This window comes from Achromobacter sp. RT286_PF, from assembly GCF_059760425.1.
In genome coordinates this window covers 1-25,431 of record NZ_JCBAMR010000060.1, presented here as the reverse complement: position 1 = coordinate 25,431, position 25,431 = coordinate 1, and the positions used below count along the sequence as shown (strand labels likewise).

The following is a 25,431-nucleotide window of genomic DNA, read 5'->3' as shown; positions in this document are numbered from 1 at the left end:
TTCCGGGGACTCGTGGGCTGGGAGAGGGGTACAAGAGACGGGCCGTGCGCCTGACGCATGCCACGCGAGCCAAGCCGGCCGCCGCCGCTGAAGGCGCCACCGCGACACGTCCGGTGCGTCGTCCGGCACCGCGCGCCGCCGCCCCGGCAGGTGAGGCCAAACCGGCCCCCGCGCCGAGCCGCCGCACCGCGCCGTCCGACGACGACTGGGAATCTTTTTGATGCCGGCGCAGCCGGCGAACAGGTAAGGTATGCGAGGCTATAGACATCTTCTGGCGGCCGCCGCCATCGCGTTGTTGCTGGGCGGCTGCGCGGCCACGGGTCATAACTTTGATCCGGGCAAGCTGGGCACCCTGACCCCGGGCCAGACGACGCTGGAAGAAGCCTCGCGCGCGCTCACCGCGCCGCCTGACAAGCTATACAGACAGACCGACGGCACGCAGCTTGCCCTCTGGTCCTTCAAGATCACGTTTGTCGCCGATGGGCTGTACAGCCGCAAGGAAGCGCTGTTGCAGTTCGGCCCGGATGGCCGCTTGATGCGGCTGGTCGACAGCACCAATATTCTGCTGGAACCTTGGGAACGCCAGAAGTTGCTGGGCCCCGCGCCCATGCCCGACGTGCGTCAGGACTGGGCGCAGCCCGTGGCCGAACCCGAGGTCCAAACCATCTACATACCTGGTCCGGGCGAACCGGCCGTGTTGGCGCCGAAAGGCAAGTAGCGCTGGAAATCCGGTAGAGAGCATTGCGGCTCACGCCGCAATGTACGTCGCCTTGAATGTACCCGCCGTGTAACAGGGCGTGTCCACAAGGTGGTTTTTCATTTGGTCAGAGCAGTTCCTGAGGGATGGGGAAATAATATGGAAGCGAGTCTCGAATCCGGCGCAAAGGCCGGCAAAGGCGGCAAGAAAAAGGCCGCGCGCGCACCCAAGGTGAAACGCAAGCTACGGCTGCGCGACGCCCGCGTCGGCACGATGCTGCTGTGGGTCATGGCGTTCTTCGCGATCTTGATCGCGGCCGTCGGCGGTCTGGCGGCATTCTTCTTGCAGCACAATTACGAGTCCATCCGCGAAGTCAACGCGCTGACCGAACGTGCCAAGCAGGTCGAGGTCATTAACAGCGACATGCTGCGCGCCCGCGTCAGCCTGATGGTGGCCGCGCGCCACTTGCAGGAATCGGGCTGGGGCAGCGGCGAGAACTCGGCACGCGATGCAGCCGCCGCGCTAAAAGGCGCCACGGACCTGCTGACGGGCGTGCGCAGCCGCTTCTCGGACTTCCAGAAAAACATGCTTCAGGACGACACCGGCCGCCAGCTGTCGATGAACCTGGTGCGCCGCTATCGCTCGTACATTGACGACGGCGTCGACACGATGGTCGAAGCCCTGCGCAGCGAAGACTATTCAACGTTCTACATGGTGAACAACGAATATGGCACGCCGCGCAGCGCCGCCTTCATCGAGGCGATCAGCGACTTCAGCAAGTACATCGGCGACCAGCAGCAAGCCACGATCGACCAGGCCGAAGCCAACTTCAACCGCGCCATGGTTGCCGTGGGCGTCGCCGTGGGCCTGGCCCTGCTGTTGATGGTGTTCTGCCGCATCCTGTTCGGCCGCCTGGTGGTGCGCCCCTTGGTGGAAGCCGGCCAGCACTTCGACAAGATCGCCGCCGGCGACCTGACCAGCCGTGTGGAAGTCAAATCGCATAATGAAATCGGCCAGCTGATGGCTGCCGTCAAGCGCATGCAGGAAAGCCTGTCGCGTACGGTGGCGACGGTGCGCCGTGGCGTGGACGAGATCACCGTGGGTTCGCGCGAGATCGCGGCCGGCAACACCGACTTGTCCAGCCGCACAGAAGAGCAGGCGGCATCGCTGGAAGAAACCGCCGCGTCGATGGAAGAACTGGCATCTACCGTGAAGCAGAACGCCGACAACGCGCGCCAGGCCAATCAATTGGCCGCCAGCGCGTCGGACGTGGCCGAGCGCGGTGGTTCGGCGGTGTCGGAAGTGGTCAGCACGATGCAGGGCATTTCCGCCAGTTCGCGCAAGATTTCCGAAATCGTGTCCGTCATCGATGGCATTGCATTTCAGACCAACATCCTGGCGCTGAACGCAGCCGTGGAAGCGGCGCGTGCCGGCGAGCAAGGCAAGGGCTTTGCGGTGGTGGCGGGCGAAGTGCGCTCGTTGGCCCAGCGCAGCGCGCAGGCCGCCAAGGAAATCAAGGGCTTGATCGAAGACTCGGTGCACAAGGTTGGCGCCGGTTCGCAGCAGGTCGAACGCGCCGGTGCGACGATGCAGGAAATCGTGGCCTCGGTAAAGCGCGTGACGGACATCATGGGCGAAATCTCGGCCGCATCGGAAGAGCAGTCCAGCGGCATCGACCAGGTCAACCGCGCCGTCTCGCAGATGGACGAAGTGACGCAGCAGAACGCGGCGCTGGTGGAAGAAGCGGCGGCTGCCGCCGGTTCGCTGCAAGATCAGGCGCATCGCCTGGCCGAAGCCGTGGCCGTGTTCAAGATCAACGCGGGCGAAGTCATTGAAGTGCCCGCGCATCAACTCAGCGGCTACGCGTCGCCGACGTTGACGCAGGGCTGATCGCCACCGACTTCCCGCCGGGGCACGCCTCGGCGGGAACGTCATGCTGGATGGCGTCACGATGCAATGTCGTGACGTTGCCATGCTGTGACGTTGCCATGCTGTGACGTTGCCATGCTGTGACGTCGCCATGCTGCGACGTCGCCATGCTCCGACGTGCCCGCGCCCAAGCGGCGAATTAATACGCACGTTAAGTTTTCGAAAATAAGTCCGTTAATAACAATAACGCCTGGGGAAGGGCGGTGAACAGTGTTTGACGATAGGGCGGCGCTCGCGGCGCGTCCATCGGACAAACCGGGCGGGGACAGGTTTATCCGGGGCGTTACGGCCGGTTTGCTCGCTGCTAATCATTCGCTGCTCTATAGATGTCACTGGAGACTAGCTGTGCGCGTAAACCTACCCATCAACGATGTGGAAACCAAGCTGCGCGAGGATCAGTACCTGATCTCGCGCACCGACACCAAGGGCCGCATCGTTTACGCGAACCCGGCTTTTGTCGAAGTCAGCGGATTTACCCGCGAAGAACTGATCGGCAAGCCACACAACATCGTGCGCCATCCCGACATGCCGCCCGAAGCCTACGCAGATCTGTGGGACACGCTGGAAGCCGGCGAGTCGTGGTTGGGCCTGGTCAAGAATCGTCGCAAGGACGGTGGCTACTACTGGGTGCTGGCCAACGCCACGCCCATCGTCGAGAACGACGAAGTGGTGGCGTATTCGTCCGTGCGCGTGCGCCCGTCCGACGAACAGATCGAGATGGCGGAAGATCTCTACGCCCGCATCCGCGAGGGCACGGCACGCGGTGTCCGCATCAAGCGCGGACGGCCGGTGCGCGCTGGCTGGCGGCGTGGCCTGGACGTGATCGCGTTTCCGTTCCGGCGCAGCGTGCGCAGCCGTATGTTCCGTCATGCCCTGGTGTCCGCGGGCATCGTGGCGGGCGCGGGCGCCTATGGCCTGCACGCCAATTGGGACAGCTTGGGCGTGTGGGGCGCCGGCCTGGGTTGCGGGGTGATCGCGTTGGGCGTGATGGCCATTTTCGGCATGGGCTGGAGCTTGTCGCGGTCGCTGCTGGACCCGATGCAGGATGCCGCCAACATGGCGCGCCAGGTCGCCGCCGGCAATCTCACCACGCAGATCATCGCGGACTCGGATGACGAAGTCGGCAGCTTGAAGTTCTCGCTGGAAGTCATGCGCAAGAGCCTGATCGGCATCGCGCAGGACGTCTATCGCGGCATTGAGGGCACGACGCATGCGGCCGTGCACATCGCGCGCGGCAACCAGGAGCTTGCCGGCCGCACGGAAGGGCAGGCATCTTCCTTGCAGCAGACCGCCGCCAGCATGGAGCAGCTGACGTCCACCGTGCGCCAGAACGCGGACAACGCACGTCAAGCCAATCAGTTGGCCGCCAGCAGCATGGACGTGGCGCGGCGCGGTGGCGTGGCGGTGGGTCAGGTGGTGGACACCATGCACGGCATTTCGGCCAGCTCGCGCAAGATCGCCGACATCGTCAGCATCATCGAAGGCATTGCGTTCCAGACCAACATCCTGGCGTTGAACGCTGCCGTGGAAGCGGCCCGCGCCGGCGAAACCGGCAAGGGCTTCGCGGTGGTGGCGGGCGAAGTGCGCAGCCTGGCGCAAAAGAGCGCGCAGGCCGCCAAGGAGATCAAGGGGCTGATCGAGGATTCCGTAGACCGCGTGTCGGAAGGTTCGGCGCAAGCCGAGCAGGCGGGCGCGACGATGGAAGAAATCGTGGCCGCCGTCAATCGGGTCACCGACATCATCGGCGAGATCTCGCAAGCGTCCCAAGAGCAGTCCAGCGGCATCGAGCAGGTCGATACCGCCGTGTCGCAGATGGACGTGATGACCGTGCAGAACACGGCGCTGGTGCAGGAACTGGGCGGTGCGGTGATGCAGCTGGGCACGCAGTCCGGCGCGCTGCGCGAGACGATTCGCGTCTTCCGCCTGACAGGGCAGCCGTAGCCGATTTCGTAAGCCTCCTATAGACGCGCGGCGCCTACGCTGCGCACACTGGCCCCTCTCATTGGATTCGTCCTGGAGGGGCCAGTGTCTTTGCAGGCGCACATTTATCGTTTTACGTTCACGCCCGCCAGTGGCGCGGCATTCGACGTCATTGAATTCACGCTGGACGAGGCCCTGTCCGAGCCCTATCGGCTATGCGTGGACTTGTCCAGTTTTGACCCTGCCGTCGATTTCGGCGCCTTGCTGGATCAGCCCGCGCTGTTCACGATATGGCGCGGTGCGCAGCCGGTGCGCTATGTGCACGGCATCATCACTGAATTGGTCCAGGGCGACACGGGCTTTCGGCGCACGCGCTATCGCGTGGTGCTCGAACCGTCACTGGCGCGCGCCGCGCTGTGTTCCGATTGGCGCATCTATCAGCAACTGTCCGTGCCCGAGATCCTGGCTGACGTCATCAAACGGCAGGGAATTACCGATTACGAACAGGTGACGACGCAGGAACACCTGCCGCGCGAATATTGCGTGCAGGCCGGCGACACGGACTTGGCGTTTATCGACAGGCTGGCGGCCGAGGAAGGCTATTTCTATCGCTATGCGCATTCGGAGCATGGGCACCGCCTGATTCATGGCGACCGGATTTATATCCACGGCGAGATCGCGGGCGGGCCGGTGGTTTACAACCCGATGCCGGGCGGCGATCAGGCAGATCCCGCGTTGCATCGGTTTTCTTATGCCGAGCGCGTGCGCACCGCCGTGCAGACTCAGCGCGACTACACCTACACGCATCCGCGCTATAGCCAGGAACATTCGCCGGTTGCATCGGATCTTTCTGAACAGGACGCCCGCTACGAACGCTACGACTATCCCGGCCGGTACAAACGCGACGAGGCGGGCCAGCCGTTTACCCAGACGCGCTTACTAGGCCGCCGCCGCGATGCGCGCGTGGCACTGGTCGAAGGGGATGACGCGCGCTTGATTCCTGGCGTGGCGTTCGATCTTGTCGGTCATCCTCGCGAAGACTGGAACCATGGTTGGCGACCCGTGCGGATGCAACATCGGGGCGTGCAGCCTGCCAGCCAGGAAGAAGACGGGTTCGGAGCCGAATACGGTCAGCAAGGCGGGCTGGATCATGGCCCGATGCACCGCTCGGAATATCGCCCGGAGCGCGGCACACAATACCGCTACACCGCTGAACTGGTGCCCGACAAGGTCGATTGGAAACCCGAGCCCTTACCCAAACCCCGCATCGACGGCCACCAGATGGCGACGGTGGTCGGACCGCCCAATGAAGAAATCTATTGCGACGAGTGGGGCCGCGTCAAAGTCCAATTCCCGTGGGATCGCGTAGGCGAGCACAACGAACATAGCTCGTGCTGGATTCGCGTATCGCAGAACTGGGCCGGTGCGCAGTGGGGTCATATGGCGATACCTCGCATCGGACAAGAGGTCATCGTGCAATTCGCAAACGGCGACCCGGACCAGCCGCTGATAATCGGCAGAACTTTCCGGGCGACCAATCTGCCGCCCTATGAACTGCCGCGCCACAACGTCCTGAACACCATCAAGAGCAAGGAATTCCGGGGCAATCGCGCGAACGAATTGCGGCTGGATGACACGTCCGCGCAGATCAGCGCGGCGTTGATGAGCGAACACGGCGACACTCAGCTGCATTTGGGGTATCTGACCCATCCGCGTCCCAGCGGTGGGCAAGCTCGCGGTGAAGGGTTCGAACTGCGCACGGATGAACATGGAGCGCTGCGGGCGGCGAAGGGATTGTTGCTGACGGCCGAGACGCAACTACACGCCAAGGGCGGGCAGTTGGATAGATCCGATATCGTCGCGGCTTTGCAAGCGGCGCTGGAACTTGCCCGCAACCTGGGGGATTACGCCGAGAAGCACGAAGGCGTCGCCCACGACGCCCAGCCGCAGCAGTCACTATCGGAGGCGGTGCGCGACCTGGGCCACGGCGCCAACAACCAGTCGGACGGTAGCGGCCTAGGCGACGTTGGCGCCATCGCGCTAAGCGCGCCAGCCGGCATCGCCGCCGCCACGCCGGCCGGCATCGTGATGTCGGCCGGGGGCAATGTGGACAGCGTCGCGCAGCAGTATCAGCAGGTCAGCGCGGGCGACAAGATCGTGCTGAACGCGGGCGGCGATGTAGGCCTGTTCTCGCAAGGCGGCGCGCTACGACAGATCGCGCATCAAGGCGAAATGCTGCTACAGGCGCAGCACAACGCCATTCGCATCCAGGCCGATCAAAGCGCGGAAATCACGTCCAGCAAGCAACACGTGCTGGTCGCCGCCGACAAACACATCACGCTGTTGTGCGGCGGGGCGACGATCAAGATTGCCGACGGCAACATCGAACTGGGCATGCCGGGCACGTTTACGGTGAAAGCAGCGCAGCACGTTTTTTCGGGGCCAAGCAGCGCGTCGATGGAATTCAACACCTGGGACGCAACCCCGTTCGACGACGCCTACGTCGTGCGAGACGCCGCCAGCCTAGAGCCGCTGGCGCACACCAAGGTGGAATTGCGCCGGGGTGACGGCGCCATCTTTCAGGTGGTCACCGACGCCCAGGGCCGCCTGCCCATACAGCAGGATCTGTTGATGGACCTGGTCAGCATGCGCACCGTGTCGGCTGATTCCGACGCACAAGACAATCGCAAGGAAAACGCATGAAGCCGATGCTGCCCGATGACGAGGTGCTGATTCCGTGTACACGCGACGACCTGGGCCGGCGAGTGTATTCAACACGCCTGACGCCGACGGAAGACAAGCGCGACAAGGTGCTGCTTTGCTCCGTGCCGGCGCCGATACCGGTGGTGTTTCTGCCCGGGATCATGGGTACGAATTTGCGCAATAAAGCGACCAAGGCGTCGGTATGGCAACCGCCAAATACCAGCTTTTCAATCGCCGATATTTTCGGGCTGATTGCTGCGATCTTCACCTGGTGGAGCCGGGGTCCAAAGGTGCGTCAGAAGCTGCTGGATCCGGCGGCCGTCGAGGTGGACGGCAGCGGCCCGATCAGTCTGGGCGATTCTGGGCTAAACGCCGACGCGGCGCGACGACGCGGGTGGGGCAGCGCTCACAAGATGTACTACCACCCGTTCCTGGCCCGCCTGGAACAACTGCTGGACAACATCTATCGCGCTCGAAAAATTCAAAAGTGGTGGAACGAAGAAAGCCTGCGCGACCCCGCGGAATACGGCGAGGAACGGGGCCAGGTCACCGCGCTGACAGAAGGCGAATTAATGCACGCCGGCAAATACCAGTTCGACGTCTGGTGCGGCGGCTACAACTGGCTGCAATCCAATGCGGATTCCGCGGCAGACATCCGCGACTACATCGAAAACACGGTGCTCGCCCACTACCGCGAAGAAGGCGGGATCAGCGCCGAACAGGCCGACAGCATGAAGGTGATCCTGGTCACGCACTCCATGGGCGGCATCGTCAGCCGCGCGCTGACTCAGTTGCAGGGGTACGACCGCGTGCTAGGCGTAGTCCACGGCGTGCAGCCCGCCAGCGGCGCACCGGCAGCCTATCACCGCATGCGCTGCGGTTACGAAGGCGCGGTTCAGATCATCCTGGGATCCAACGCCGGCGAGGTCACCGCAGTCGTGGGGCGTTCACCGGGCGGCCTGGAATTGCTACCCACGACGCAGCACCGAGGCGGCATGCCATGGCTGTTCCTGCGCGATGCCAAGGGGCAGGTGTTGAAAGACGCAGCCGGTGTTCCCCGCGCCTATCCGCAACGCGGGAATCCGTACGAAGAAATTTATAAAACCGAAGCGTGGTATGGCTTGGTGCCGGAGCAGAACACGAAGTACTTGAATATGTTGGAGAAGTCGAAGGGGTCGAATTCACCAGTGAATGGTCGGCCGGATTATGAGGAATTGATAGGCAGGGTCGCTCTGTTTCAAGATCGTTTGTCGGCCGGAGGCTATCACCCCCAGACGTATGTGCACTACGGCGCTGAAGACGGCCTGCATAGTTGGCGCGAAGTTATTTGGCAAGGAGATCCTATGCCCCTCGAAATTTTCGGGGCTGATCCGAAAGACGATGGCAACGGGAGTTATCAAGGCTGGTTCGAACGGAAACTGCCCACGCTCGTTCCCACCACACCATCTTGGACTGCTCAGGGCAAGGATACGCATGGCAGCGGCGGAGACGGAACGGTTTCTACTGACTCCGGCCGCATACCCGGTAGAAGCGCAGTGAAGGCAAGCTTCCGTCACGGAAGTAAAGGTTCTGGCGAATACAACCAAGATAAAGGCTACGAGCATGCGGATAGCTATGTCGACGAACGCGCTCAATGGGCAGCGATATTTAGCATTATCAAAATTGCACAGCTCGCAAACTGGCATCCTGCCGACAAAGGGAAGGATGATTGATCCAATTCGCGCATTGATCGCCGTTGGTATGGCGACTTCCATAGCGCTTGCCGGCTGCGCTCCGCTTATAACCCAATCTCGGAGTCCCACCGTGAACAAAGATGGATGGACCACGCACTGCTTCGGTCGTTTCGCAATCGACTTACCTGGCAATGCCGTCATCAGGCAGAGTTATAGATTGTGGGGCTTCCAGCTAGAGCCGTTGGGAATCCCCGCTTCCGCGTTTGGCAACATTCTCGACGCCCAAGAAATCGCGCTTAAGGCGCAACGTCGTCTGAACTCCAATGGCAGTATGTTCTTGCGCCGAATCGACTTTGGCTCAAAATCAATAGGCCTATTTTCCTGGAACTCGGAGGTTAGTACGAGAGTCTACCGCCTGGACACCTACGCTATTGCCGAGCCTGCGGGAAGTATCTATCGACTACAGGTGCGTGTCTCCGACGACCGAGAAGAGTTAGCGCTCAATCAAGCGAGAAGCTGGACCAGCAACCTGCGTTCACGCGAACCGCTGGAAATTCCGACCGACCCCGGCTTCTGCATCGACGGCGCCTTCATCGCCGGCAGCGCATTCCAAGTCGAAGAGTTCGAGGTTGGCGTGACCTTTCCCAATCACCCCGGGGCGCAATTTCTATTCCGCTCCAGCACTGGCGCCGAAGAAAACCGCTTGCTGGAAAGGATGGGCGGCTTCCTCATGGGCGTCGCCAAACTAGTCGCGGGCATGACCACCTTGCGCAAAGGCGAGCGCAACATCGGCCCGATCCAGGCCGAGGAATACGCCACGGCGGGCAGCCAGGAAGGGCAGCGGCTTTACTCCTTCACCTGGGAATCGCAGGGCAAGGATGACTCGATCACCGAGCCGAATCTAGCCGCACAGTTGGGCGTCCTGGAGCGCAACCGCGACAACCAAGGCAACCCGCCACCGCCCGCGTTTGCGTCGGACGCGGAGGCCGTGGCGTTATGGGATGCCATCGTCGAATCGATTCGCTTGCGTCCCGGCGCGGCGGGTGCCTCGTCAAGCCAGGGCAATGCGAGCACGGGGATGACGGCGGTGTCCGGCACGCCTTGCCCGTGGCCTGGCATCTGGAAGTGCGACGGCGCGGCGCAGGAACCTGAGCAGACCTTCATGCATGGCCAGATCCTGCCGCTGGTCGACGGGCGTGTAGTGCCGTGGCGGCTGGTCAAAGCGTTCTGATAGGCAGCGATATGAATCCCGTGTTTCGAGCATTGATTGCTGCTGGCGTGGCGGCTTCCCTGGCGCTGTCCGGTTGCACCGCTTTCCCGACTCCATCCCGGAGTTCCACCGTGAACAAAGAAGGATGGATCAATCACTGCTTTGGTCGCTTCGCCATCGACCTGCCGCCGAATGCCGTGGTCAGACCGAGCTATCGTCTGTGGGGCATAGGCCTGGAAAAGCTGCAAGATCCGGCCTCTGCGATCGCGGGAATTCTCGATGCCCGAGAGCGTGAACTGAAGGCACAGCCCCATAGCAAGACCGGTGGCAGTATGTTCGTTCGGCGCATTGAGTTTGGCCCAGGGGCACGGGGCATCTACTCCTGGTCCAGCAGAGTTAACTCGGAGGTCTATCGCCTAGAGGCTTATGCCATTGCTGAACCTTCCCAGCAGGTGTATCGCTGGCGACCAAAAATATCCTATGACCGCGAAGAGCGCGCGATGCAACGCGCAAAGACCTGGACCAGCAACCTGCGTTCACGCCAACCGCTGGAAATTCCGACCGACCCCGGCTTCTGCATCGACGGCGCCTTCATCGCCGGCAGCGCATTCCAAGTCGAAGAGTTCGAGGTTGGCGTGACCTTCCCCAACCATCCCGGGGCGCAATTTCTATTCCGCTCCAGCACTGGCGCCGAAGAAAACCGCTTGCTGGAAAGAATGGGCGGCTTCCTGATGGGCGTTGCCAAACTAGTCGCGGGCATGACCACCTTGCGCAAAGGCGAGCGCAACATCGGCCCGATCCAGGCCGAGGAATACGCGACGGCGGGCAGCCAGGAAGGGCAGCGGCTTTACTCCTTTACCTGGGAATCGCAGGGCAAGGATGACTCGATCACCGAGCCGAATCTAGCCGCACAGTTGGGCGTCCTGGAGCGCAACCGCGACAACCAAGGCAACCCGCCACCGCCCGCGTTTGCATCGGACGCGGAGGCCGTGGCGTTATGGGATGCCATCGTCGAATCGATTCGCTTGCGTCCCGGCGCGGCGGGCGCCTCGTCAAGCCAGGGCAATGCGAGCACGCGGTGACGGCGGCGTCCGGTACGCCTTGTCCGTGGCCTGGCATCTGGAAGTGCGACGGCGCGGCGCAGTCCTACCAACCCGCCAGCATCACAGGGGCAAGGCCCTACCGGCCCGCCAACGCATCCACCACGCGGCTCATTGCGCCCAACCCGGATTCGAATAGCGTTTCCAGGAACGGTCCCGCGTGGGGTAGCACCACCGTCAGCACGGTGACGCCGATGATGAGCGTGACCGGAAAGCCGACCGAGAACACGGACAGTTGCTGGGCGGCGCGGTTCAGGATGCCCATGGCCAGGTTGATGGTCAGCAGCGCGCAAATCAGCGGCAGTGCCAGCAGCAGGCCGGAGACGAAGACGGTCTTGCCCCATTCCACCACGACGCCCCAGCCGTTCTGGTGCAGCTGGATCGCCGCTACCGGCAGCGTGTCGAAGGATCGCACCAGGGCGGCCAGTACCAGCAGGTGGCCGTCCAGGGCCAGGAAGGTCAGCATCGCCACCATGTTGAACAGGCGCGACAGCACAGCGGTGTTGGCGCCGGCGCTGGGGTCGAAGAACGAGGCGAACGACAAGCCCATTTGCAGGCCGACGAATTCGCCGGCCGTCTGCACGGCGGCGAACACGATGCGCATCGTGAAGCCCATGGCGATGCCGATCAGCACCTGCTGCATCACCATCCACAGCCCGGCATACGAGCCCGGTGAGATCGGCGGCATGGGGTCCAGCGCGGGGCTTACCGCCACGGCCAGCACGAAAGACAGGCCGACCTTCACCTTGACGGGAACGGCGGATTCCGAGAAAAGCGGCGCGGTGCCGATCAGCGCCAGGATACGCACGAAGGGCCAGAGAAACTGGCCGATCCAGCCGTTGAGCTGTTCGAGCGTGAAGGCGATCATGGGGAAACGTCCGGGGCTGGGCGGCGCAGGCCGCTCAGGACACCAGCATGGGAATCTGGCCGATCAGCTGCCGGATGTAGTCGACCATGACGCCGATGAGCCAGGGGCCCAGCAGCACCAGCACGCCGCACATGGCCAGCAGCTTCGGAATGAACGACAGCGTCATTTCGTTGATCTGCGTGGCGGCCTGGAAGATGCTGATGACCAGGCCCACCACCAGCACCACCAGCAGCAGCGGGCCGGCCATCGCCAGGACGATCTTCATCGCCTGGTAGGCCATGGTCATGACGGTTTCCGCGGTCATGGCGATTGCTCCGGCGTTATTGGTAGAAGCTCTGGGCCAAAGAGCCCATCAGCAGGTTCCAGCCATCGGCCAGCACGAACAGCATCAGCTTGAACGGCAGCGCCACGGTCACGGGCGGCACCATCATCATGCCCAGCGCCATCAGCACGCTGGCCACCACCAGGTCGATGATCAGGAACGGGATGAAGATCGTGAAGCCGATCTGGAACGCCGTCTTCAATTCGCTGGTGATGAAGGCGGGCACCAGGATGCGCAAGGGCACCTGCGACGGGTCTTCCAGCGCGGGCTGCTTGGCCAGGTTGGCGAACAGCGACAGATCGTTCTCGCGGGTCTGGTGCAGCATGAACGTACGCAGCGGACCGGCGGCGCGTTCCACGGCGGTCTCGAACTGGATCGACCCTTCGGACAAGGGCTTGTAGGCGTCGGCGTAGATCTTGTCGAACACCGGCGACATCGTATAGAAGGTCAGAAACAGCGCCAGCCCGATCAGCACATGGTTGGGCGGCGACATCGCCGTGCCCATCGCGCTACGCAACAGGCCCAGCACGATGATGATGCGGGTGAAGCCCGTCATCATCAGCAAGGCGGCCGGCAGGAACGACAAGGACGTCATCAGCAGCATCGTCTGCATGCTGAGCGAATACGTCTCCGAGCCGTTGGGGCCGGGGGTGGCCGTCAGGGCGGGCAGGGTGGCCTGGGCGACGACTCCGGCGGGAAAGAAGGCCAGGCCCAGCACCGCGGCGGCGGCCAGCAGGGGCAGCGCGCGCGGGCGAGCAGGCAGGAGTGTCGTGCGAGAGAGAAAGCTCATGGGTGTCGCAAAGATGCGCGTGTCGCGCTAGCGGCGCTTGAGCGCCTGGCCCAGCTTGGCCGCGAAGGCCGCGGCGGGCAAGGGCGAACCCTCCGGCATCTGGCCGGCGGGCAGGGTATGCAGCGTGGTGAGCTGGTTCGGGCCTACGCCCACCACCAGCCAGGTGTTGTCGATTTCAACGACGACGATGCTTTGGCGCGCCCCGACGGGCAGGCTGGCCACTTGCTTGAGCAGGTTGCCGCCGCCGCGCTGGGTCAATCCGGCCCGCCGCGCCAGCCAGGCCGATACCAGGATGGCGGCCACCACCAGCACCAGGCCGATGATGACGCGCAGCAGGGCGGATTCAGTCATGGCGCCGGACTGCTAGCGGCGGTTGTTCAAGCGGTTGATCCGCTCGGACGGGGTGATGATGTCGGTCAGGCGGATGCCGTACTTGTCTTCCACAACCACGACTTCGCCTTGAGCGATGAGGTAGCCGTTCACGAAGATGTCCATCGGCTCGCCGGCCAGGCCGTCCAGCTCGACCACGGAACCCTGGCCCAGCTGGAGCAGGTTCTTGATGGTCAGGCGGGTGCGTCCCAGTTCAACCGTCAACTGGACGGGAACGTCCATGATCAGGTCGATGTCGGTGCCGGTGCCGCTTGTGGCGCCGGCCAGCGGCTTGAACACCGACTGCGCTGCCGATTGCGCGGCGGGGGCAGCGGGGGCAGCGGCCGGTGCGGGAGCAGCCGGCGCCGGCGCGGGCGCCGGTGCCGTAGCAGCGGCAGCGGGCGCCGAGGCGGTTTGTTCAGCCATCGCGGCCGCCCAGTCGTCCTGCGGCTTTAAGCCGTCGGCTTGCGTGGGCGGGTTGGCGCGGGATTGTTCGGCGAGCGCGTCGGCCCAGTCGTCGGCCGGGGACGAGCCGGAGCCAGGCTCGTTCTTGTCAGTCATGGTCGGGGGCCTCGTTTGAATCGGTATCGTAGGTAAACATGTTCTGTACGCGTAGCGCGTACTGGCCGTTGAAGACGCCGTAGCCGCATTCCATCAGCGGCACGCCATCCACATTGGCGATGATGGTCTCGGGCACGTCCACGGGAAGGACGTCGCCCACCTTCAAATTCATCAGTTCGCGGATCGAGGACGGGATGCGCGCAAATTCCGCTACCACGTCGATATCGGCGCTGCGCACCTGGCGCGACAGCTGCTGCGACCAGCGCTGGTCAACTTCTTCCAGCGTGGTTTCCTGCAGCGGCCGCGTCAGCAGATCGCGCACCGGCTCGATCATGGAATAGGGCAGGCAGATGTTCAGGTCGCCGCCGGTCGCGCCGAATTCGATATGGAACGAGGTGACGACCACCACTTCATTGTTGCCGGTGATGCTGGCGAACTTGGTGTGCATCTCCGAGCGCACGTACTCGAATTCGATCGGATAGACGGGGTCCCAGGACTTGCCGTAGCTTTCCAGGGTCAGGTTGAGCAGGCGCCGGATGATGCGCTGCTCGGTCGTGGTGAAGTCCCGGCCTTCGACGCGCGTGTGGTAGCGGCCATCGCCACCGAACAAGCTGTCGATAACCAGGAACACCAGGTTCGGGTCATACGTGAACAGCGCCGTGCCACGCAGCGGCTTCATCTGAATCATGTTCAGATTGCTGGGCACGGGCAGGTTGCGTTCAAAGTCCGCGTACTTCTGGATCTTGATCGAGCCGACGGTAATGTCGGCGCTGCGGCGCATGAAGTTCAACAGCACGTTGCGCATATGCCGCGCAAAGCGTTCGTTGATGAGCTCCAGCGTTTGCATGCGGCGGCGCACGACGCGCTCGGGCGAGCTCAGGTCGTAGGCACGCGCGCCATCATTGGAGTTCGCGGCCGCCGACTTGCTATCGCTCTCGCCGGTAACGCCGGCAAGCAGCGCATCGACTTCGTCCTGCGAAAGAAATGCCTCGTAGGCCATGCTTATTGCACCACGAACGCCGTGAACAGTACGTCGGTGACATACTGGCCGTCGGGCAACGGCGAGAACGGACGGTTGACCGCGACCTTGATCGCGTTGGCCATGTCGGTCTTGCCTTGCTGGGTCTGCACGCCGGTGGGCGATTGCGACGACAGCACCATCAGGATGCGGCTGCGCACTTCAGGCATGTACTTTTCCAGGCGCGTGCGGGTCTGCTCGTCGCTGACGCGCAGGGTCAGGCCCACGTGCATGATGCGTTCGGTGTCGGCGTTTTGCAGCGTGACGGTGAATGCTTCGATGGGCACGAAGATCGGCGCGGGCACGGCAATGGGGCCGGCGGGCGGCGCAACAAATGTGGTCGGGGTGGCTTGCGGGCCTTGGCCGGGCTGACCCGGCTGGCCGGGTTGGCCGGGCTGGCCGCCGGGCACCTGGCCCACGCCCAATTGCACGGCAGCGCCGGCGGGCGGTTGCTGCATGCGCTGCGTGATGAACCAGGTTGCGCCGGCGCTGGCGCCTGCAACGATGAGCAGGACCAGAAGGCCCAGCAGCAGGCGAAGGACGCCGATGCCGCCGGATTTCTTGGCGCCCGACGGCGCGGTAATAGGTTTGGTAGTCGCCATCTCGGTTTCGATGCGTATTAAGCCGCTGGTGAAAACGGATTCTTAGTGGATGAAAGCATTCTGCCCCAAAGTGCGTCTCGCCTTGGAGGCGAAAAACAGGGCGAAAGCCGCGTATCTCAAGCTATTGCTGCACCGCCCGCTTCCGTTGCCGGTCGCGGGCCGCGTGTTTATCAGGCAAAGGTGTCGACCAGTGCGTTGGCGTTGCGCGACACCGTCACGGTGGGCGCGGCGATATCGGCCGATGCATCGGCAACCGCCGATCCATTGCCCGACTGCCGATGCGATCCGCCGTTGCCTTGTTGCTGTGCGAATTCCTGCTGCGCGGCCTGCTCGCCCACGCTGGTCTGGCCCAGCGAGATACCGGCTTGCGCCAGCGCCTGTTGCAGTTGCGGGATCGCGGTTTCGATGGCCTGGCGCACGGAGGCATGCGCCGACACGAACGACGCGCTGGCCACGCCATCCGACAGGTTCAGGCTGACGCGCAAGGGGCCCAGGTCGGGCGGGTCCAGGCGCAACTCGGCGGTCTGCATGCCCTGGCGTGCGTTGGTGCTCATCATGACGACCTGCTGGCCCAGCTCGGTGCCCCAATGCGTGCCGCCAACGGGCGTGGCGACCTGCATCACCAGCGGTACGGCCGGCGGGGCGATGGCGGCCTGGTTCACGACCGGCGCGGCCTGGCGCTGGCTGGCGGCGGCAAGCGCCTGGGCCAGATTGTCCTGCGGCGTGGCGCCATGTTGCGGCGCCTGGAATTGCGGCGCGCTGCTGTTCAGGGCGGCCGTCAATTCCTCTTCGGTGTGGGCGGGCAACGTCGTCGTATGCTCGGCGGCAGCGGCGTGCGTGTCGCGCGCCACGCGCGGCAAGGGGATCTCGGGCGCCAGACGCGGCGCATCGGCCTTGGCCGTGGTGGGCGCGGCGGGCTTGGCGGCCGGCGCGGCGTCCGCTACCGGGGGCACGGCGCTGCCCGGTTTGACGGCGCTGGTCAGGATGGGTTGCGCGGCCTGGGCGTCGCGCGCGGCGGCGGCAAGGGCAGCTTCGGCCTGGACGGCGGTGGCGGCAACCGGCGTGCGCGGGGTGGCGGGTGCATCGGCGGCGGTCAGCGCGGCGGTCAGGATGGCTGCGCCGTTGCTCATCGCGGTGGCGGCGGACTCGGCGGTGCCGCGTGCCAGCTGCACCTGTTCGGCGGCCTGCGCCGCCAGTTCCAGCGTTTGCTGCGGCAGCGCGGCAACCGGCTGCTGCGCGGCGGCCACGGCCAGCGCGCCGGCTTCGGCCGACGTGGCGGTCTTCACGGCTTCGTCGATGGCGCCCGAGGCGGCCGATTCGGCCTTGCCGGCGGCGTCGTTGCCAGCGTCACCGGTGTTTGCATTCTTGGCGGGCGTTTTGGCGCCGTTGTTCGCGGGGCGCGAATCGGCGGACGGCTTCGGGCGCTGCTGGGCCAGCACGTCGGAAAAGCTCGGGCCTTTCTTGTTCGCGGGTGCGGACTTGGCACCCAGCGCGTCGGCGATGGACGTGGGCGCAAAAGGCGCGACGGTGGGCAAGGGCAGGGGAGCGGTCATCTGGGGCTTCCTGTTAGGTATTGCTTAATGCATCCCGGCCTGGCGCTGGACCAGGCGGGCGGAATATTCATCATTGGCGCGTTGTTCGCGGCGCGATTCCACGACGGCCTGCGCGCGCAGTTCGCGCTGCGCCAGGGCGTCGTACGAGCTGAGCTTGCGCTTTTCCTGTTGCCAGTACTGGCGGCCCTTGGCCAGGTTGTCATCGGCCTGGCGCAACACCGCCTGCTGCTGGCCGATGGCGTCGTCCAGGGTGCCGATAAAGCGCTGGTAGTTGTGGCAATCGCTGGCCGACATGCCGGTCGTCATGGCCTGTTGCAGACGTTCCAGGTAGTCCTGGCGATAGTCGCTCAACATACCCAGCTGGCGCTCGGCGTTGGTGCGCTCGGCGCTGAGGCGGCCCAACAGGCGCGCGGCTTCGTCCGTGCTTTCCTTGGCCAGGTTGATCAACATGTCCAAGGGCAATTGGCTAGGCATAGGTGTCCCTTAACTCGAAACTGGCGCGCAACTGGTTGACGGCTTCGTCGTAGCCGATGTTCTCGCCGATGTCTTGCTGCAAGAAGGCTTCCAGGCGCGGATAGCGGGCGATGGCTTCGTCCAGCTGCGGATCGTTGCCCGCCGCGTAGGCGCCCACCGCGATCAGGTCGCGGTTGCGCTGGTAGCGCGACAGGTTCTGCTTGAAGCGACGCACCACGGCGAATTGCTGCGGCGTGATCAGCGACGTCATGGCGCGCGAGATCGACGCCTCGATATCGATGGCGGGGTAGTGGCCGGCTTCGGCCAGATGGCGCGACAGCACCACGTGGCCGTCCAAAATGGCGCGGGCCGAATCGGCGATGGGGTCTTGCTGGTCGTCGCCTTCGGCCAACACCGTGTAGAACGCCGTGATGGAACCGGCCTTGCCGGACGGCCCCGGCGCACCCATGCCGGCGCGTTCGACCAGCATCGGCAGCTTGGCGAACACCGACGGCGGGTAGCCCTTGGTGGCGGGGGGCTCGCCGATGGCCAGCGCGATTTCGCGTTGGGCCATGGCGTAGCGCGTCAGCGAATCCATGATCAGCAAGACGTCCAGCCCCTGATCGCGAAAATGCTCGGCCAGGCGGGTGGCATAGGCCGCGCCTTGCAGGCGCAGCAGCGCGGACACGTCGGCGGGCGCGGCCACGACGACCGAGCGCGCCAGGCCCTCGGGGCCCAGGTTGTGTTCGATGAATTCCTTGACTTCGCGGCCGCGTTCGCCGATCAGGCCCACGACGATGACGTCGGCCTTGGTGTAGCGGGCCATCATGCCCAGCAACACGGATTTACCCACGCCCGAACCGGCGAACAGGCCCATGCGCTGGCCGCGTCCCACCGTCAACAAACCGTTGATGGCGCGCACGCCCGTGTCCAGCACGGTGTCGATCGGCGCGCGCGACAAGGGGTTGATGGGCAGCGCGGACAAGGGCGCGAGTTCGGCGCCGGTCAGCGGGCCCAGCCCGTCCAGCGGGCGGCCCGCGCCGTCCAGCACGCGGCCCAGCAGCGCGTTGCCCACGGGCAGGTGGCGTCCCAGCTGCGGCTTGGCATTGCCATTCAATTCGGCCTTGCGCGGCAGCGGAATTGCGCGTTGCACGGGCGGCTCGCCGGGCACGACGCGCGCGCCGGGCGGCAGGCCGGAAATATCGGCTTGCGGCATCAGGTACAGGGTGTGGCCATCAAAGCCCACCACTTCGGCATCGGCCCAGTGATCGTGGCCGCGCGCGATTTCAATGCGGGCGGCCGCGCCCACGGGCAGGCGCAGGCCGGTGGCATGCAGCACCAGACCGGTGGCGCGGGTGATTTTGCCGCTGACCAGCCAGGGGTCGGTGGACGCCGCGCGGATCGAACCGATCTCCAGCTGCGTCTTCCAGCGGTCCAGCACCGGCACCGTGCTCGCGGACGCGGCGGGCAGGGTGGGTTGGGCGGTCTGCGCCGAAGCCTGATCGCCGTTCACGCCGGGTCCTCCCACGACACGTTGCGGCCCAGCGAGGCCGCCACGCGGCGCCAGCGGGTTTGCAAGGTGGCGTCGATATCGCCAAAAGGCGTTTCGGCACGGCAGCCGCCGCGCGCGATGGACTCATCGGCAAGCACGCGCCAATGGCCTTCTTTTAGTTCGTCCGCCAGGTGCAGGCGGATCAGCTCGATGTCTTCGGGGTTGGCCCACAAACGCATCTGGCCGCCGGCCGACGGGTTGATGTGCAGCACATCGCGCACGGCGGCAATCACGGTGTCGGGTTGTTCGGACAGGGTGGTGCGCACGACCTGCTGCGCAATGTCCAGCGCCAGCGTCAGCAGGCTCTGGCCCATCTTTTCTTCCAGTGCGCCCACGGACGCGGCGCAGGCTTGCACCAGCGCGTTCAAGCGCTGCGCTTCCTCTGCGCCTTGCTGGCGCGCCTGGGCCAGCCCTTCGGCGTAACCGGCTTCGCGGCCCGCGGCGTAACCCGCTTCGTGGCCCGCCTGCTGGCCGGCTTCGACGCCGGCCGCATGGCCCTGCGCGTAGCCTTCCTCGCGACCTTCGGCCATGGCCTGGGCGCGCAGCTGCGCCATCACTACCGCGGGGTCCGGACCGGGATCGGGTTCCGGTTCGGGCTCCGCTTCGACGGTCGCCGGCTCGTCGAACGACAGCATCTGCCAGCGCCGCCAGGCGGCACTGCGCGAGATGAGCGTCGTCGCGCCGTTGTCCGCTTCAGACATACGCGTCGTCTCCGGAATTGCCCAGCACGATCTGGCCGCTCTCGGCCAGGCGGCGGGCGATTTGCAGGATCTTCTTCTGCTCGCCTTCCACCTTCGACATGCGGATCGGGCCTTGCGCTTCCAGGTCCTCGCGCAGCATTTCGGCGGCACGGCTGGACATGTTGCGCAGGAACTTCGCACGCAGCTCTTCCTGGGCACCCTTGAGCGCGACCATGAGCGTGTCGTTGTCGATTTCCTTGAGGATGAGCTGGATGGCGCGGTCTTCGACGTCGAGCAGGTTGTCGAACACGAACATCTCGTCGATGATCTTCTGCGCCAGGTCGTTGTCGCGTTCGCGCAGGCTGGCGACGACGGTTTCCTCGTCCGAGGAATTCATCATGTTCAGGATCTCGGCCGCGGTGCGCACGCCGCCCATCTTGCTGCGCTTGGCGCCTTGGCCGGCCAGCACGGAATTGAGCACTTCGGTCAGTTCGGACAGGGCAGCCGGCTGCACGCCGCCGAACGTGGCGATGCGCAGCATGACGTCGTTGCGCAGGCGGTCGGTCAACAAGGCCAGCACGCCGGCCGCGCGGTCGCGCTCCAGGTGCACCAGGATGGTTGCGATGATCTGCGGGTGTTCGTCGCCGATCAGCTCGGCCACGGTGTTCGGATCCAGCCAGTTCAGCGCGTCGATGCCGCTGCCGCCGTCGCCGGCTTCCAGAATGTCTTCGATCAGGCCGGCCGCGCGGTCGCTGCCCAGCGCCTTGGTCAGCACGCTGCGGATGTAGTCGTCCGAGCCCAGGGTGACGGCCATGAACTGGTCGGCTTCCTGGCGGAATTCTTCCAGCACCACGGCCACGTCGTTGCGCGTGACCTGCTTCAGGCTGGCCATCGCCGCGCCCACCTGCTGCACTTCACGCGCGCTCAGGTACTTGAAGACCTCGGCTGCGGCGTCTTCGCCCAGCGACATCATCAGGACGGCGCTGCGCGTCATGCCGTCCATCGGAGTGGAATCATTTTTCATCTTTGCTCATCCAGGTGCGCAGAACCATCGCGACGGCGCGCGGATCCTTGTTGGCCATCGTGCGGGCGCGTTCCAGGTTGTCTTCGTAACGGCTAAGTTCCTTGCTGCGGGCGGCGTCCTGGGCCTCGCGAGCGGCTTCCTGACGCTCGGCTTCAGCCATTTCCGGATCCACCGGCGGGTACAGGTACTCGGTGACCGAGCGGCGAATCTTGCGATACAGCCAGAACGCAACCACCAGACCCACCAGCCACGCCAGGATCGTCTTGAACAGGGCAATCATTTCCGGATCGCGCCACATCGGCAGCGGCGGCGGGCCATCGTTGAACTGGCTGTTGACCAGGTTCAGCGAGTCGCCACGCGTTTCGGAATAGCCCATGGCTTCACGAACCAGGTTGGTCAGCTTGTTCAGTTCTTCGGGCGGCAGGGCTTGCGGCTCGCCGTCCTTGTCGCGGATGTAGTTCACCACCACAGCCACCGACAGGCGCTTCAGGTTGCCCACCGGCTGCTTGATGTGGCTGATGGTGCGGTCCACTTCATAGTTGGTGGTGGCGTCGCGGCGCTCGTTCAGGTTGGCCGTGGCCGCCTGGGTGCCGGTCTGCTGTTGTTGTTGCTGCTGTTGCTGGGCACCGGCCGCGGCTGGCGGCTGGCCCGGACGCGGCGGCTGCTGCGCGGGCGGGTTGGTCAACGGCGCTTGCGCGTTCGGAGGCGCCTGGTTCGACAATGCACCCGGCACGCCCTGAGCGGGGCTGACGCCGCGCTGGGTGGAATCGCTGGTTTGCTGGCTGCGCACGGCGGCCTGGCCAGGTTCCTGGTTCGGGCGGTAGACCTCGGAGGTTTCTTCGCGGCGGGCGAAGTCCACGTCGGCGCTGGCTTGCGCGTGCACGTTGCCGGGGCCGACCAAGGGGTTCAGGATCGTCAGGATGCGTTCGACGGTGCGCTGTTCCATTTCGCGCACGAAGCGCATCTGGTCGGCGTCCATGCCGCGTCCTTCGCCCAGCGGCGCGGACAGCAGGCGGCCGTTCTGATCGACGATGGAGACGTTTTCGGCGGTCAGCTCGGGCACGCTGGAAGCCACCAGCCACGAAATCGCCGAGACCTGCGCGTCGCTCAGGCTGCGGCCCGGGTAGACGTTCAGCAGCACGGACGCGGTGGGCGCCTGGCGTTCACGCACGAACAGCGACTGGCGCGGCATGGCCAGGTGCACGCGGGCGTGCTGCACGGTATTCATGGCTTCGATCGAACGGGCCAGCTCGCCTTCCAGACCGCGCTGGTAGTTGATCTGTTCCGCGAACTGGCTGGCGCCGAAGCGGGCGTTGTCCATCAGCTCGAAGCCGACGGAACCGCCGCGCGGCAAGCCTTGCGACGCCAGTTGCAGCCGGGCGTCGTAGACGCGGTCGGCCGGCACCAGCAGCGCGGTGCCCGTCTCGTTGTAGCGGTAGGGCACGTTCATGGTGCCCAGGGCCGTAACGATGGCACCGCCGTCGCGGTCGTCCAGGTTCGAGAACAGGACCTTGTACTTGGGCTCGCTGCTCCACATCACCGCGGCGATGATCAGCGCGACGACGGCGGCCGCCGCGCCAAGCAAGACGGGCTTGGGCAGTGCGCGGACCTTTTCCAGCACAGGGAACTTCGCCAGCAGCGACGAACTCAGAGTGGCCTGCTGATTCATCGATGGCTCCCGCTGGCTGCGCGGCGCAAGGAAAAGGACTTCATGTCTGGGTAGGGCAGATTACACATGCAACGTGCTTCTGGTCTGGGGAGAGCCTGGATTATTGCCGTTGGGTCGACAATCCCAATCGATGAAAACAGCCGGTTTTTGGCGTTACTTATCCTCTATGTCGATAGCGAATGGGCGGATCCGGCCCCGGCTATGGGCATTCGTTGAAATGTCGGGGTTTTTGGCGGTTTTTAATCGCTATGGGTGCGCGCGATCGGCGGTACGCTTTGCGGCAACATTGGCGAATCGCCCCACCAGCAAGGAATCAGGTAATGGCTGTATCAGGCTTGAACGGCATCGAAAGCATGCTCCAGCAGATGCGCACCGTCGTGAGCAAGGCGGAAACCGGCAATCTGGCCGCCGGAGAATCGGTCGGCCAGCCCGACGGTTTTGCCGCCGAGTTGCAGCGCTCGATCCGCCGCGTGACGTCGGCGCAGAACGCCTCGTCGGCGCAGGCGAAGGCCTTTGAAATGGGCGCGCCCGATATTTCGCTCAACGATGTGATCATCGACATGCAGAAAGCCAGCCTTGGCTTTCAGACGGCGGTGCAGGTGCGCAACAAGCTGGTTGCGGCCTACAAGGAAATCTCGTCGATGGCCGTGTAAGGCGGGTAAGCCGGGTAAGTCGTCTAACGGCGGCGTCGATTTGAAAAGGCCTTTCCACTGGAAAGGCCTTTTGTTTTTTGGAGCGGGGCGGTCGCGTCAGTTGCGCTGCCGCGTCAGTTGCGCTGCGCGCCTTTCTCCAGGCGCCACACCACTTTTTGCAGCCAGTTTTCCTGGCGCGCGTCCAGGTTCAGGAACACCGCGCCCACGTGGCTCATCGGCGGTTCGCCGGTCAGCGACAAATGCCGCGGCGCTTCGTCCGGGCTGTCGGGCTGGACCATCGGCTGGCCGGAAATCGGGTAGACGTTGCGCACTTCCAGGTTGGCGCTGAGCTTGCCCAGGTCGCCGAAGTCCAGCTGCACGTCTTCCATGACGGTGCCGCGTTCGGGCAGGGCGGGCACGGCCAGCCCGGCGCGCAGGCCCACGCCGTCAACGGAAATATCGCGCACGGTGAAGCTGAAGGGGCGGGCCTTGGGTTCGGGCCGCCATGTGGCCTGGCATTGCCCCGCGCCGGTGACCAGCGAGGCGCGGAACATCTTGCGTCGCTGGATGCGGGCCAGGCGATCGGGAAACGGTGACATCAACGCCGCGCTGCCGTCATCGAAATGAATGACCTCGGGGCGCTGCACGCGAAAGCGGATCTGCACGCCGCCATAGGCGGTGGCGTGGAAGTGGAACGTCGTGCCGCTTAACAACCCCATGCTGTCCGACTGTTCGAAGTCGGCGCCGGCGTAGTCCCGGGGCCGCCAGAAAAACTGGCGCGTCTGCTTGTCGGCGCCCAGCACCAGCACCGCCATCTCGCGGTCGGCGGCGTCGCGCACCAGGATGTGGCTGTCGGGGTGGGTCAGCTCGAACAGGGCGGAACGCATGTCTTCCGGCCGGGTCAGCAGGAATTCCGGGTCGCTGGCTTCCAACACGATGGTGGTCCTTAGAAAGTGGGGTCAGGCGGGCGGCGCCGCTTGGGGAAGCTCGCGCGATTCCAGGCGATACAGCCAGGCCAGCAATTCTGCCACCGCTACGTACAGTTGGGGAGGAATATGTGCGTCCAGATCCACTTGCATGAGCAAGCCGACCAATTCCCGGGACTCATGCACATACAGGCCGTTTTCCTCGGCGGCGCGCACGATGGTGTCGGCAAGCTGGCCGTAGCCCTTGGCCACCACGCGCGGCGCGCCGTCCTTGTCGTCGTAGGAAATGGCGACGGCGGCATTGCGGTTGGCATTGGGGCCGGCATTGGGGCCACCATTTTGGCCGCCGTCCTGGGAATAGGAGATGTTGCTCATCAGAAGTCGGTCGGGATGACGGGGCGCGGGTCCGTCACGCTGACCGCCAGGTTGCTCAGCGTCAGGCCCGCGGCCAACAGGCGCGAGCGCAGCTGGTCGGACGCATCGTTGATTTCACCGGCGGCCAGCGGCGCGACCAGTTGCAGGACGATCTGGTCGCCCGCCAGATTCAGGCGGGCGTCCACCAGCCCCAGGCGCGGCAGGTCCAGCTTCAAGCGCGTGGCCCAGGTGGGCGTGGCCGAATCGGGATCGCCGCCGTAGGGGTCGCGTTCCACTTCCCATTCCATCGGCGTGCCGGGCCAGGCTTCGCCTTGCCAGGTCAGCGATTGGTTGGCCAGCACGTCCAGCTGTTGGCGAACCAGCACGGTCAGGTCCTGGTGGATGCCGGCTACGGGCGTGCCGGGTGCCGGACTGGTCGAGGATCCGGTGCCTGTTGCCGCATCGCCGCCGCCGGCCGCGCGATTGGCGGCGGGCGCATCGGCGCGGTTGCGCGCCAGCATCGCGTTCTGCTGGGCGGGGTCTTTGGTCAGGTTGGCCTGCGGCTCTTTTTGCAGCGCGTCCGGGTTGGTGCGGCCGAACACCATGTCGGTCAGGTGCGATTCGTAGAACAGCCCGCTGGTCTGCAAGGCTTGGCGCAGCGCCTGCCCCAGCAGGCGTGCCGACGGGCCCCCGGCGGCAAGCGCGGCATGGGCCGCGGCGTCGGCGCCGCGCGTGGCGGCCGTGTCGGCGTGGGCGGCGGGGCGGCCGGGCCTGTCTCTTATTCACCTCTCCGGGCCCCCGAGACCACGGGACAAAAATCGTAAGC

General features: G+C 64.8%; 24 protein-coding genes and 1 pseudogene. 9 read left to right on the top strand and 16 right to left on the bottom strand.

What is annotated here, in order from left to right:
* The 8 genes and pseudogenes from AC6LJY_RS26720 to AC6LJY_RS26685 all read left to right on the top strand — a co-directional run.
* Positions 1-221, top strand: a pseudogene (locus tag AC6LJY_RS26720) (methyl-accepting chemotaxis protein); the annotation flags it as partial.
* A 29-nt stretch (positions 222-250) separates the two neighbouring features.
* Positions 251-718, top strand: a complete 468-nt coding sequence (locus tag AC6LJY_RS26715) for a hypothetical protein (protein WP_046807735.1) — start codon at positions 251-253, stop codon at positions 716-718.
* A 138-nt stretch (positions 719-856) separates the two neighbouring features.
* The gene (locus tag AC6LJY_RS26710) at positions 857-2,587 is read left to right on the top strand and encodes a methyl-accepting chemotaxis protein (RefSeq protein ID WP_046807734.1); all 1,731 of its coding nucleotides are present in this window, start codon (positions 857-859) and stop codon (positions 2,585-2,587) included.
* A 384-nt stretch (positions 2,588-2,971) separates the two neighbouring features.
* Positions 2,972-4,567: a methyl-accepting chemotaxis protein gene (locus AC6LJY_RS26705; RefSeq protein WP_104144980.1), complete on the top strand. Its 1,596-nt coding sequence runs from the start codon at positions 2,972-2,974 to the stop codon at positions 4,565-4,567.
* A gap of 84 nt (positions 4,568-4,651) precedes the next feature.
* Positions 4,652-7,249 carry a type VI secretion system Vgr family protein gene (locus AC6LJY_RS26700; RefSeq protein WP_498137151.1) on the top strand — a complete coding sequence of 866 codons (2,598 nt, stop codon included), beginning with the start codon at positions 4,652-4,654 and terminating at the stop codon, positions 7,247-7,249.
* Positions 7,246-8,961: an esterase/lipase family protein gene (locus AC6LJY_RS26695; RefSeq protein WP_498137150.1), complete on the top strand. Its 1,716-nt coding sequence runs from the start codon at positions 7,246-7,248 to the stop codon at positions 8,959-8,961. Before AC6LJY_RS26700 ends, AC6LJY_RS26695 begins: the two co-directional genes overlap by 4 nt.
* Before the next feature lie 91 nt (positions 8,962-9,052).
* Positions 9,053-10,153 (top strand): T6SS immunity protein Tli4 family protein, encoded by a 1,101-nt coding sequence (locus AC6LJY_RS26690; protein ID WP_498137149.1) that lies wholly within the window; start codon positions 9,053-9,055, stop codon positions 10,151-10,153.
* Between the two features lie 11 nt (positions 10,154-10,164).
* The gene (locus AC6LJY_RS26685) at positions 10,165-11,214 is read left to right on the top strand and encodes a T6SS immunity protein Tli4 family protein (RefSeq protein ID WP_498137148.1); all 1,050 of its coding nucleotides are present in this window, start codon (positions 10,165-10,167) and stop codon (positions 11,212-11,214) included.
* 97 nt (positions 11,215-11,311) lie between these two features.
* Here AC6LJY_RS26685 and fliR read toward each other — a convergent pair whose 3' ends face one another.
* From fliR to fliF, 13 genes are all read right to left on the bottom strand, one after another.
* The gene (gene fliR, locus AC6LJY_RS26680; protein ID WP_046807478.1) at positions 11,312-12,100 is read right to left on the bottom strand and encodes a flagellar biosynthetic protein FliR; all 789 of its coding nucleotides are present in this window, start codon (positions 12,098-12,100) and stop codon (positions 11,312-11,314) included.
* Positions 12,101-12,134: 34 nt separating this feature from the next.
* Positions 12,135-12,404: a flagellar biosynthesis protein FliQ gene (gene fliQ / locus AC6LJY_RS26675; protein ID WP_006219058.1), complete on the bottom strand. Its 270-nt coding sequence runs from the start codon at positions 12,402-12,404 to the stop codon at positions 12,135-12,137.
* 16 nt (positions 12,405-12,420) lie between these two features.
* Positions 12,421-13,212 (bottom strand): flagellar type III secretion system pore protein FliP, encoded by a 792-nt coding sequence (fliP, locus tag AC6LJY_RS26670; RefSeq protein ID WP_082134665.1) that lies wholly within the window; start codon positions 13,210-13,212, stop codon positions 12,421-12,423.
* Between the two features lie 27 nt (positions 13,213-13,239).
* Positions 13,240-13,563, bottom strand: a complete 324-nt coding sequence (gene fliO, locus AC6LJY_RS26665; RefSeq protein ID WP_006219060.1) for a flagellar biosynthetic protein FliO — start codon at positions 13,561-13,563, stop codon at positions 13,240-13,242.
* Between the two features lie 12 nt (positions 13,564-13,575).
* A complete protein-coding gene (fliN, locus tag AC6LJY_RS26660; protein WP_498137147.1) occupies positions 13,576-14,142 on the bottom strand; it encodes a flagellar motor switch protein FliN in 567 nt (188 codons plus the stop codon).
* Positions 14,135-15,142 carry a flagellar motor switch protein FliM gene (gene fliM / locus AC6LJY_RS26655; protein WP_046807476.1) on the bottom strand — a complete coding sequence of 336 codons (1,008 nt, stop codon included), beginning with the start codon at positions 15,140-15,142 and terminating at the stop codon, positions 14,135-14,137. The genes fliN and fliM overlap by 8 nt, the downstream gene beginning before the upstream one ends.
* A 2-nt stretch (positions 15,143-15,144) precedes the next feature.
* A complete protein-coding gene (locus tag AC6LJY_RS26650) occupies positions 15,145-15,762 on the bottom strand; it encodes a flagellar basal body-associated FliL family protein (RefSeq protein WP_104145628.1) in 618 nt (205 codons plus the stop codon).
* A gap of 170 nt (positions 15,763-15,932) precedes the next feature.
* Positions 15,933-17,315, bottom strand: a complete 1,383-nt coding sequence (locus AC6LJY_RS26645; RefSeq protein WP_498137146.1) for a flagellar hook-length control protein FliK — start codon at positions 17,313-17,315, stop codon at positions 15,933-15,935.
* Positions 17,316-17,339: 24 nt separating this feature from the next.
* A complete protein-coding gene (gene fliJ / locus AC6LJY_RS26640) occupies positions 17,340-17,789 on the bottom strand; it encodes a flagellar export protein FliJ (protein WP_046807473.1) in 450 nt (149 codons plus the stop codon).
* Positions 17,782-19,215 carry a flagellar protein export ATPase FliI gene (fliI, locus tag AC6LJY_RS26635; protein ID WP_162941321.1) on the bottom strand — a complete coding sequence of 478 codons (1,434 nt, stop codon included), beginning with the start codon at positions 19,213-19,215 and terminating at the stop codon, positions 17,782-17,784. Before fliI ends, fliJ begins: the two co-directional genes overlap by 8 nt.
* Positions 19,216-19,277: 62 nt before the next feature.
* Positions 19,278-20,021 (bottom strand): flagellar assembly protein FliH, encoded by a 744-nt coding sequence (fliH, locus tag AC6LJY_RS26630; RefSeq protein WP_046807472.1) that lies wholly within the window; start codon positions 20,019-20,021, stop codon positions 19,278-19,280.
* Complete coding sequence (gene fliG, locus AC6LJY_RS26625; protein WP_039883173.1) at positions 20,014-21,024, bottom strand: flagellar motor switch protein FliG; 1,011 nt, start codon at positions 21,022-21,024, stop codon at positions 20,014-20,016. Before fliG ends, fliH begins: the two co-directional genes overlap by 8 nt.
* The gene (gene fliF, locus AC6LJY_RS26620) at positions 21,014-22,693 is read right to left on the bottom strand and encodes a flagellar basal-body MS-ring/collar protein FliF (protein WP_046807470.1); all 1,680 of its coding nucleotides are present in this window, start codon (positions 22,691-22,693) and stop codon (positions 21,014-21,016) included. The genes fliG and fliF overlap by 11 nt, the downstream gene beginning before the upstream one ends.
* A 320-nt stretch (positions 22,694-23,013) precedes the next feature.
* On the opposite strand from fliF, the gene fliE reads away from it, so the two are divergent.
* Positions 23,014-23,346, top strand: a complete 333-nt coding sequence (gene fliE, locus AC6LJY_RS26615; RefSeq protein WP_046807469.1) for a flagellar hook-basal body complex protein FliE — start codon at positions 23,014-23,016, stop codon at positions 23,344-23,346.
* 113 nt (positions 23,347-23,459) lie between these two features.
* On the opposite strand, the gene AC6LJY_RS26610 is transcribed toward fliE, so the two are convergent.
* From AC6LJY_RS26610 to fliK, 3 genes are read right to left on the bottom strand one after another with little or no spacing between them, the layout of a single operon-like run.
* The gene (locus AC6LJY_RS26610; protein WP_498137145.1) at positions 23,460-24,260 is read right to left on the bottom strand and encodes a flagellar brake protein; all 801 of its coding nucleotides are present in this window, start codon (positions 24,258-24,260) and stop codon (positions 23,460-23,462) included.
* Positions 24,261-24,284: 24 nt separating this feature from the next.
* Entirely contained in the window at positions 24,285-24,626 is a 342-nt protein-coding gene (locus tag AC6LJY_RS26605; protein WP_314365822.1) for an EscU/YscU/HrcU family type III secretion system export apparatus switch protein, read from the bottom strand.
* Positions 24,626-25,252, bottom strand: a complete 627-nt coding sequence (gene fliK / locus AC6LJY_RS26600) for a flagellar hook-length control protein FliK (RefSeq protein ID WP_498137144.1) — start codon at positions 25,250-25,252, stop codon at positions 24,626-24,628. Before fliK ends, AC6LJY_RS26605 begins: the two co-directional genes overlap by 1 nt.
* Positions 25,253-25,431 lie beyond the last annotated feature (179 nt).

Bases quoted from the DNA above. Each gene is read 5' to 3' on its own strand.
- AC6LJY_RS26715 (WP_046807735.1), top strand. From the start codon at position 251: ATGCGAGGCTATAGACATCTTCTGGCGGCCGCCGCCATCGCGTTGTTG.
- AC6LJY_RS26710 (WP_046807734.1), top strand. From the start codon at position 857: ATGGAAGCGAGTCTCGAATCCGGCGCAAAGGCCGGCAAAGGCGGCAAG.
- AC6LJY_RS26695 (WP_498137150.1), top strand. From the start codon at position 7,246: ATGAAGCCGATGCTGCCCGATGACGAGGTGCTGATTCCGTGTACACGC.
- AC6LJY_RS26685 (WP_498137148.1), top strand. From the start codon at position 10,165: ATGAATCCCGTGTTTCGAGCATTGATTGCTGCTGGCGTGGCGGCTTCC.
- fliR (WP_046807478.1), bottom strand. From the start codon at position 12,100: ATGATCGCCTTCACGCTCGAACAGCTCAACGGCTGGATCGGCCAGTTT.
- fliQ (WP_006219058.1), bottom strand. From the start codon at position 12,404: ATGACCGCGGAAACCGTCATGACCATGGCCTACCAGGCGATGAAGATC.
- fliP (WP_082134665.1), bottom strand. From the start codon at position 13,212: ATGAGCTTTCTCTCTCGCACGACACTCCTGCCTGCTCGCCCGCGCGCG.
- fliO (WP_006219060.1), bottom strand. From the start codon at position 13,563: ATGACTGAATCCGCCCTGCTGCGCGTCATCATCGGCCTGGTGCTGGTG.
- fliN (WP_498137147.1), bottom strand. From the start codon at position 14,142: ATGACTGACAAGAACGAGCCTGGCTCCGGCTCGTCCCCGGCCGACGAC.
- fliM (WP_046807476.1), bottom strand. From the start codon at position 15,142: ATGGCCTACGAGGCATTTCTTTCGCAGGACGAAGTCGATGCGCTGCTT.
- AC6LJY_RS26650 (WP_104145628.1), bottom strand. From the start codon at position 15,762: ATGGCGACTACCAAACCTATTACCGCGCCGTCGGGCGCCAAGAAATCC.
- AC6LJY_RS26645 (WP_498137146.1), bottom strand. From the start codon at position 17,315: ATGACCGCTCCCCTGCCCTTGCCCACCGTCGCGCCTTTTGCGCCCACG.
- fliJ (WP_046807473.1), bottom strand. From the start codon at position 17,789: ATGCCTAGCCAATTGCCCTTGGACATGTTGATCAACCTGGCCAAGGAA.
- fliH (WP_046807472.1), bottom strand. From the start codon at position 20,021: ATGTCTGAAGCGGACAACGGCGCGACGACGCTCATCTCGCGCAGTGCC.
- fliG (WP_039883173.1), bottom strand. From the start codon at position 21,024: ATGAAAAATGATTCCACTCCGATGGACGGCATGACGCGCAGCGCCGTC.
- fliF (WP_046807470.1), bottom strand. From the start codon at position 22,693: ATGAATCAGCAGGCCACTCTGAGTTCGTCGCTGCTGGCGAAGTTCCCT.
- fliE (WP_046807469.1), top strand. From the start codon at position 23,014: ATGGCTGTATCAGGCTTGAACGGCATCGAAAGCATGCTCCAGCAGATG.
- AC6LJY_RS26605 (WP_314365822.1), bottom strand. From the start codon at position 24,626: ATGAGCAACATCTCCTATTCCCAGGACGGCGGCCAAAATGGTGGCCCC.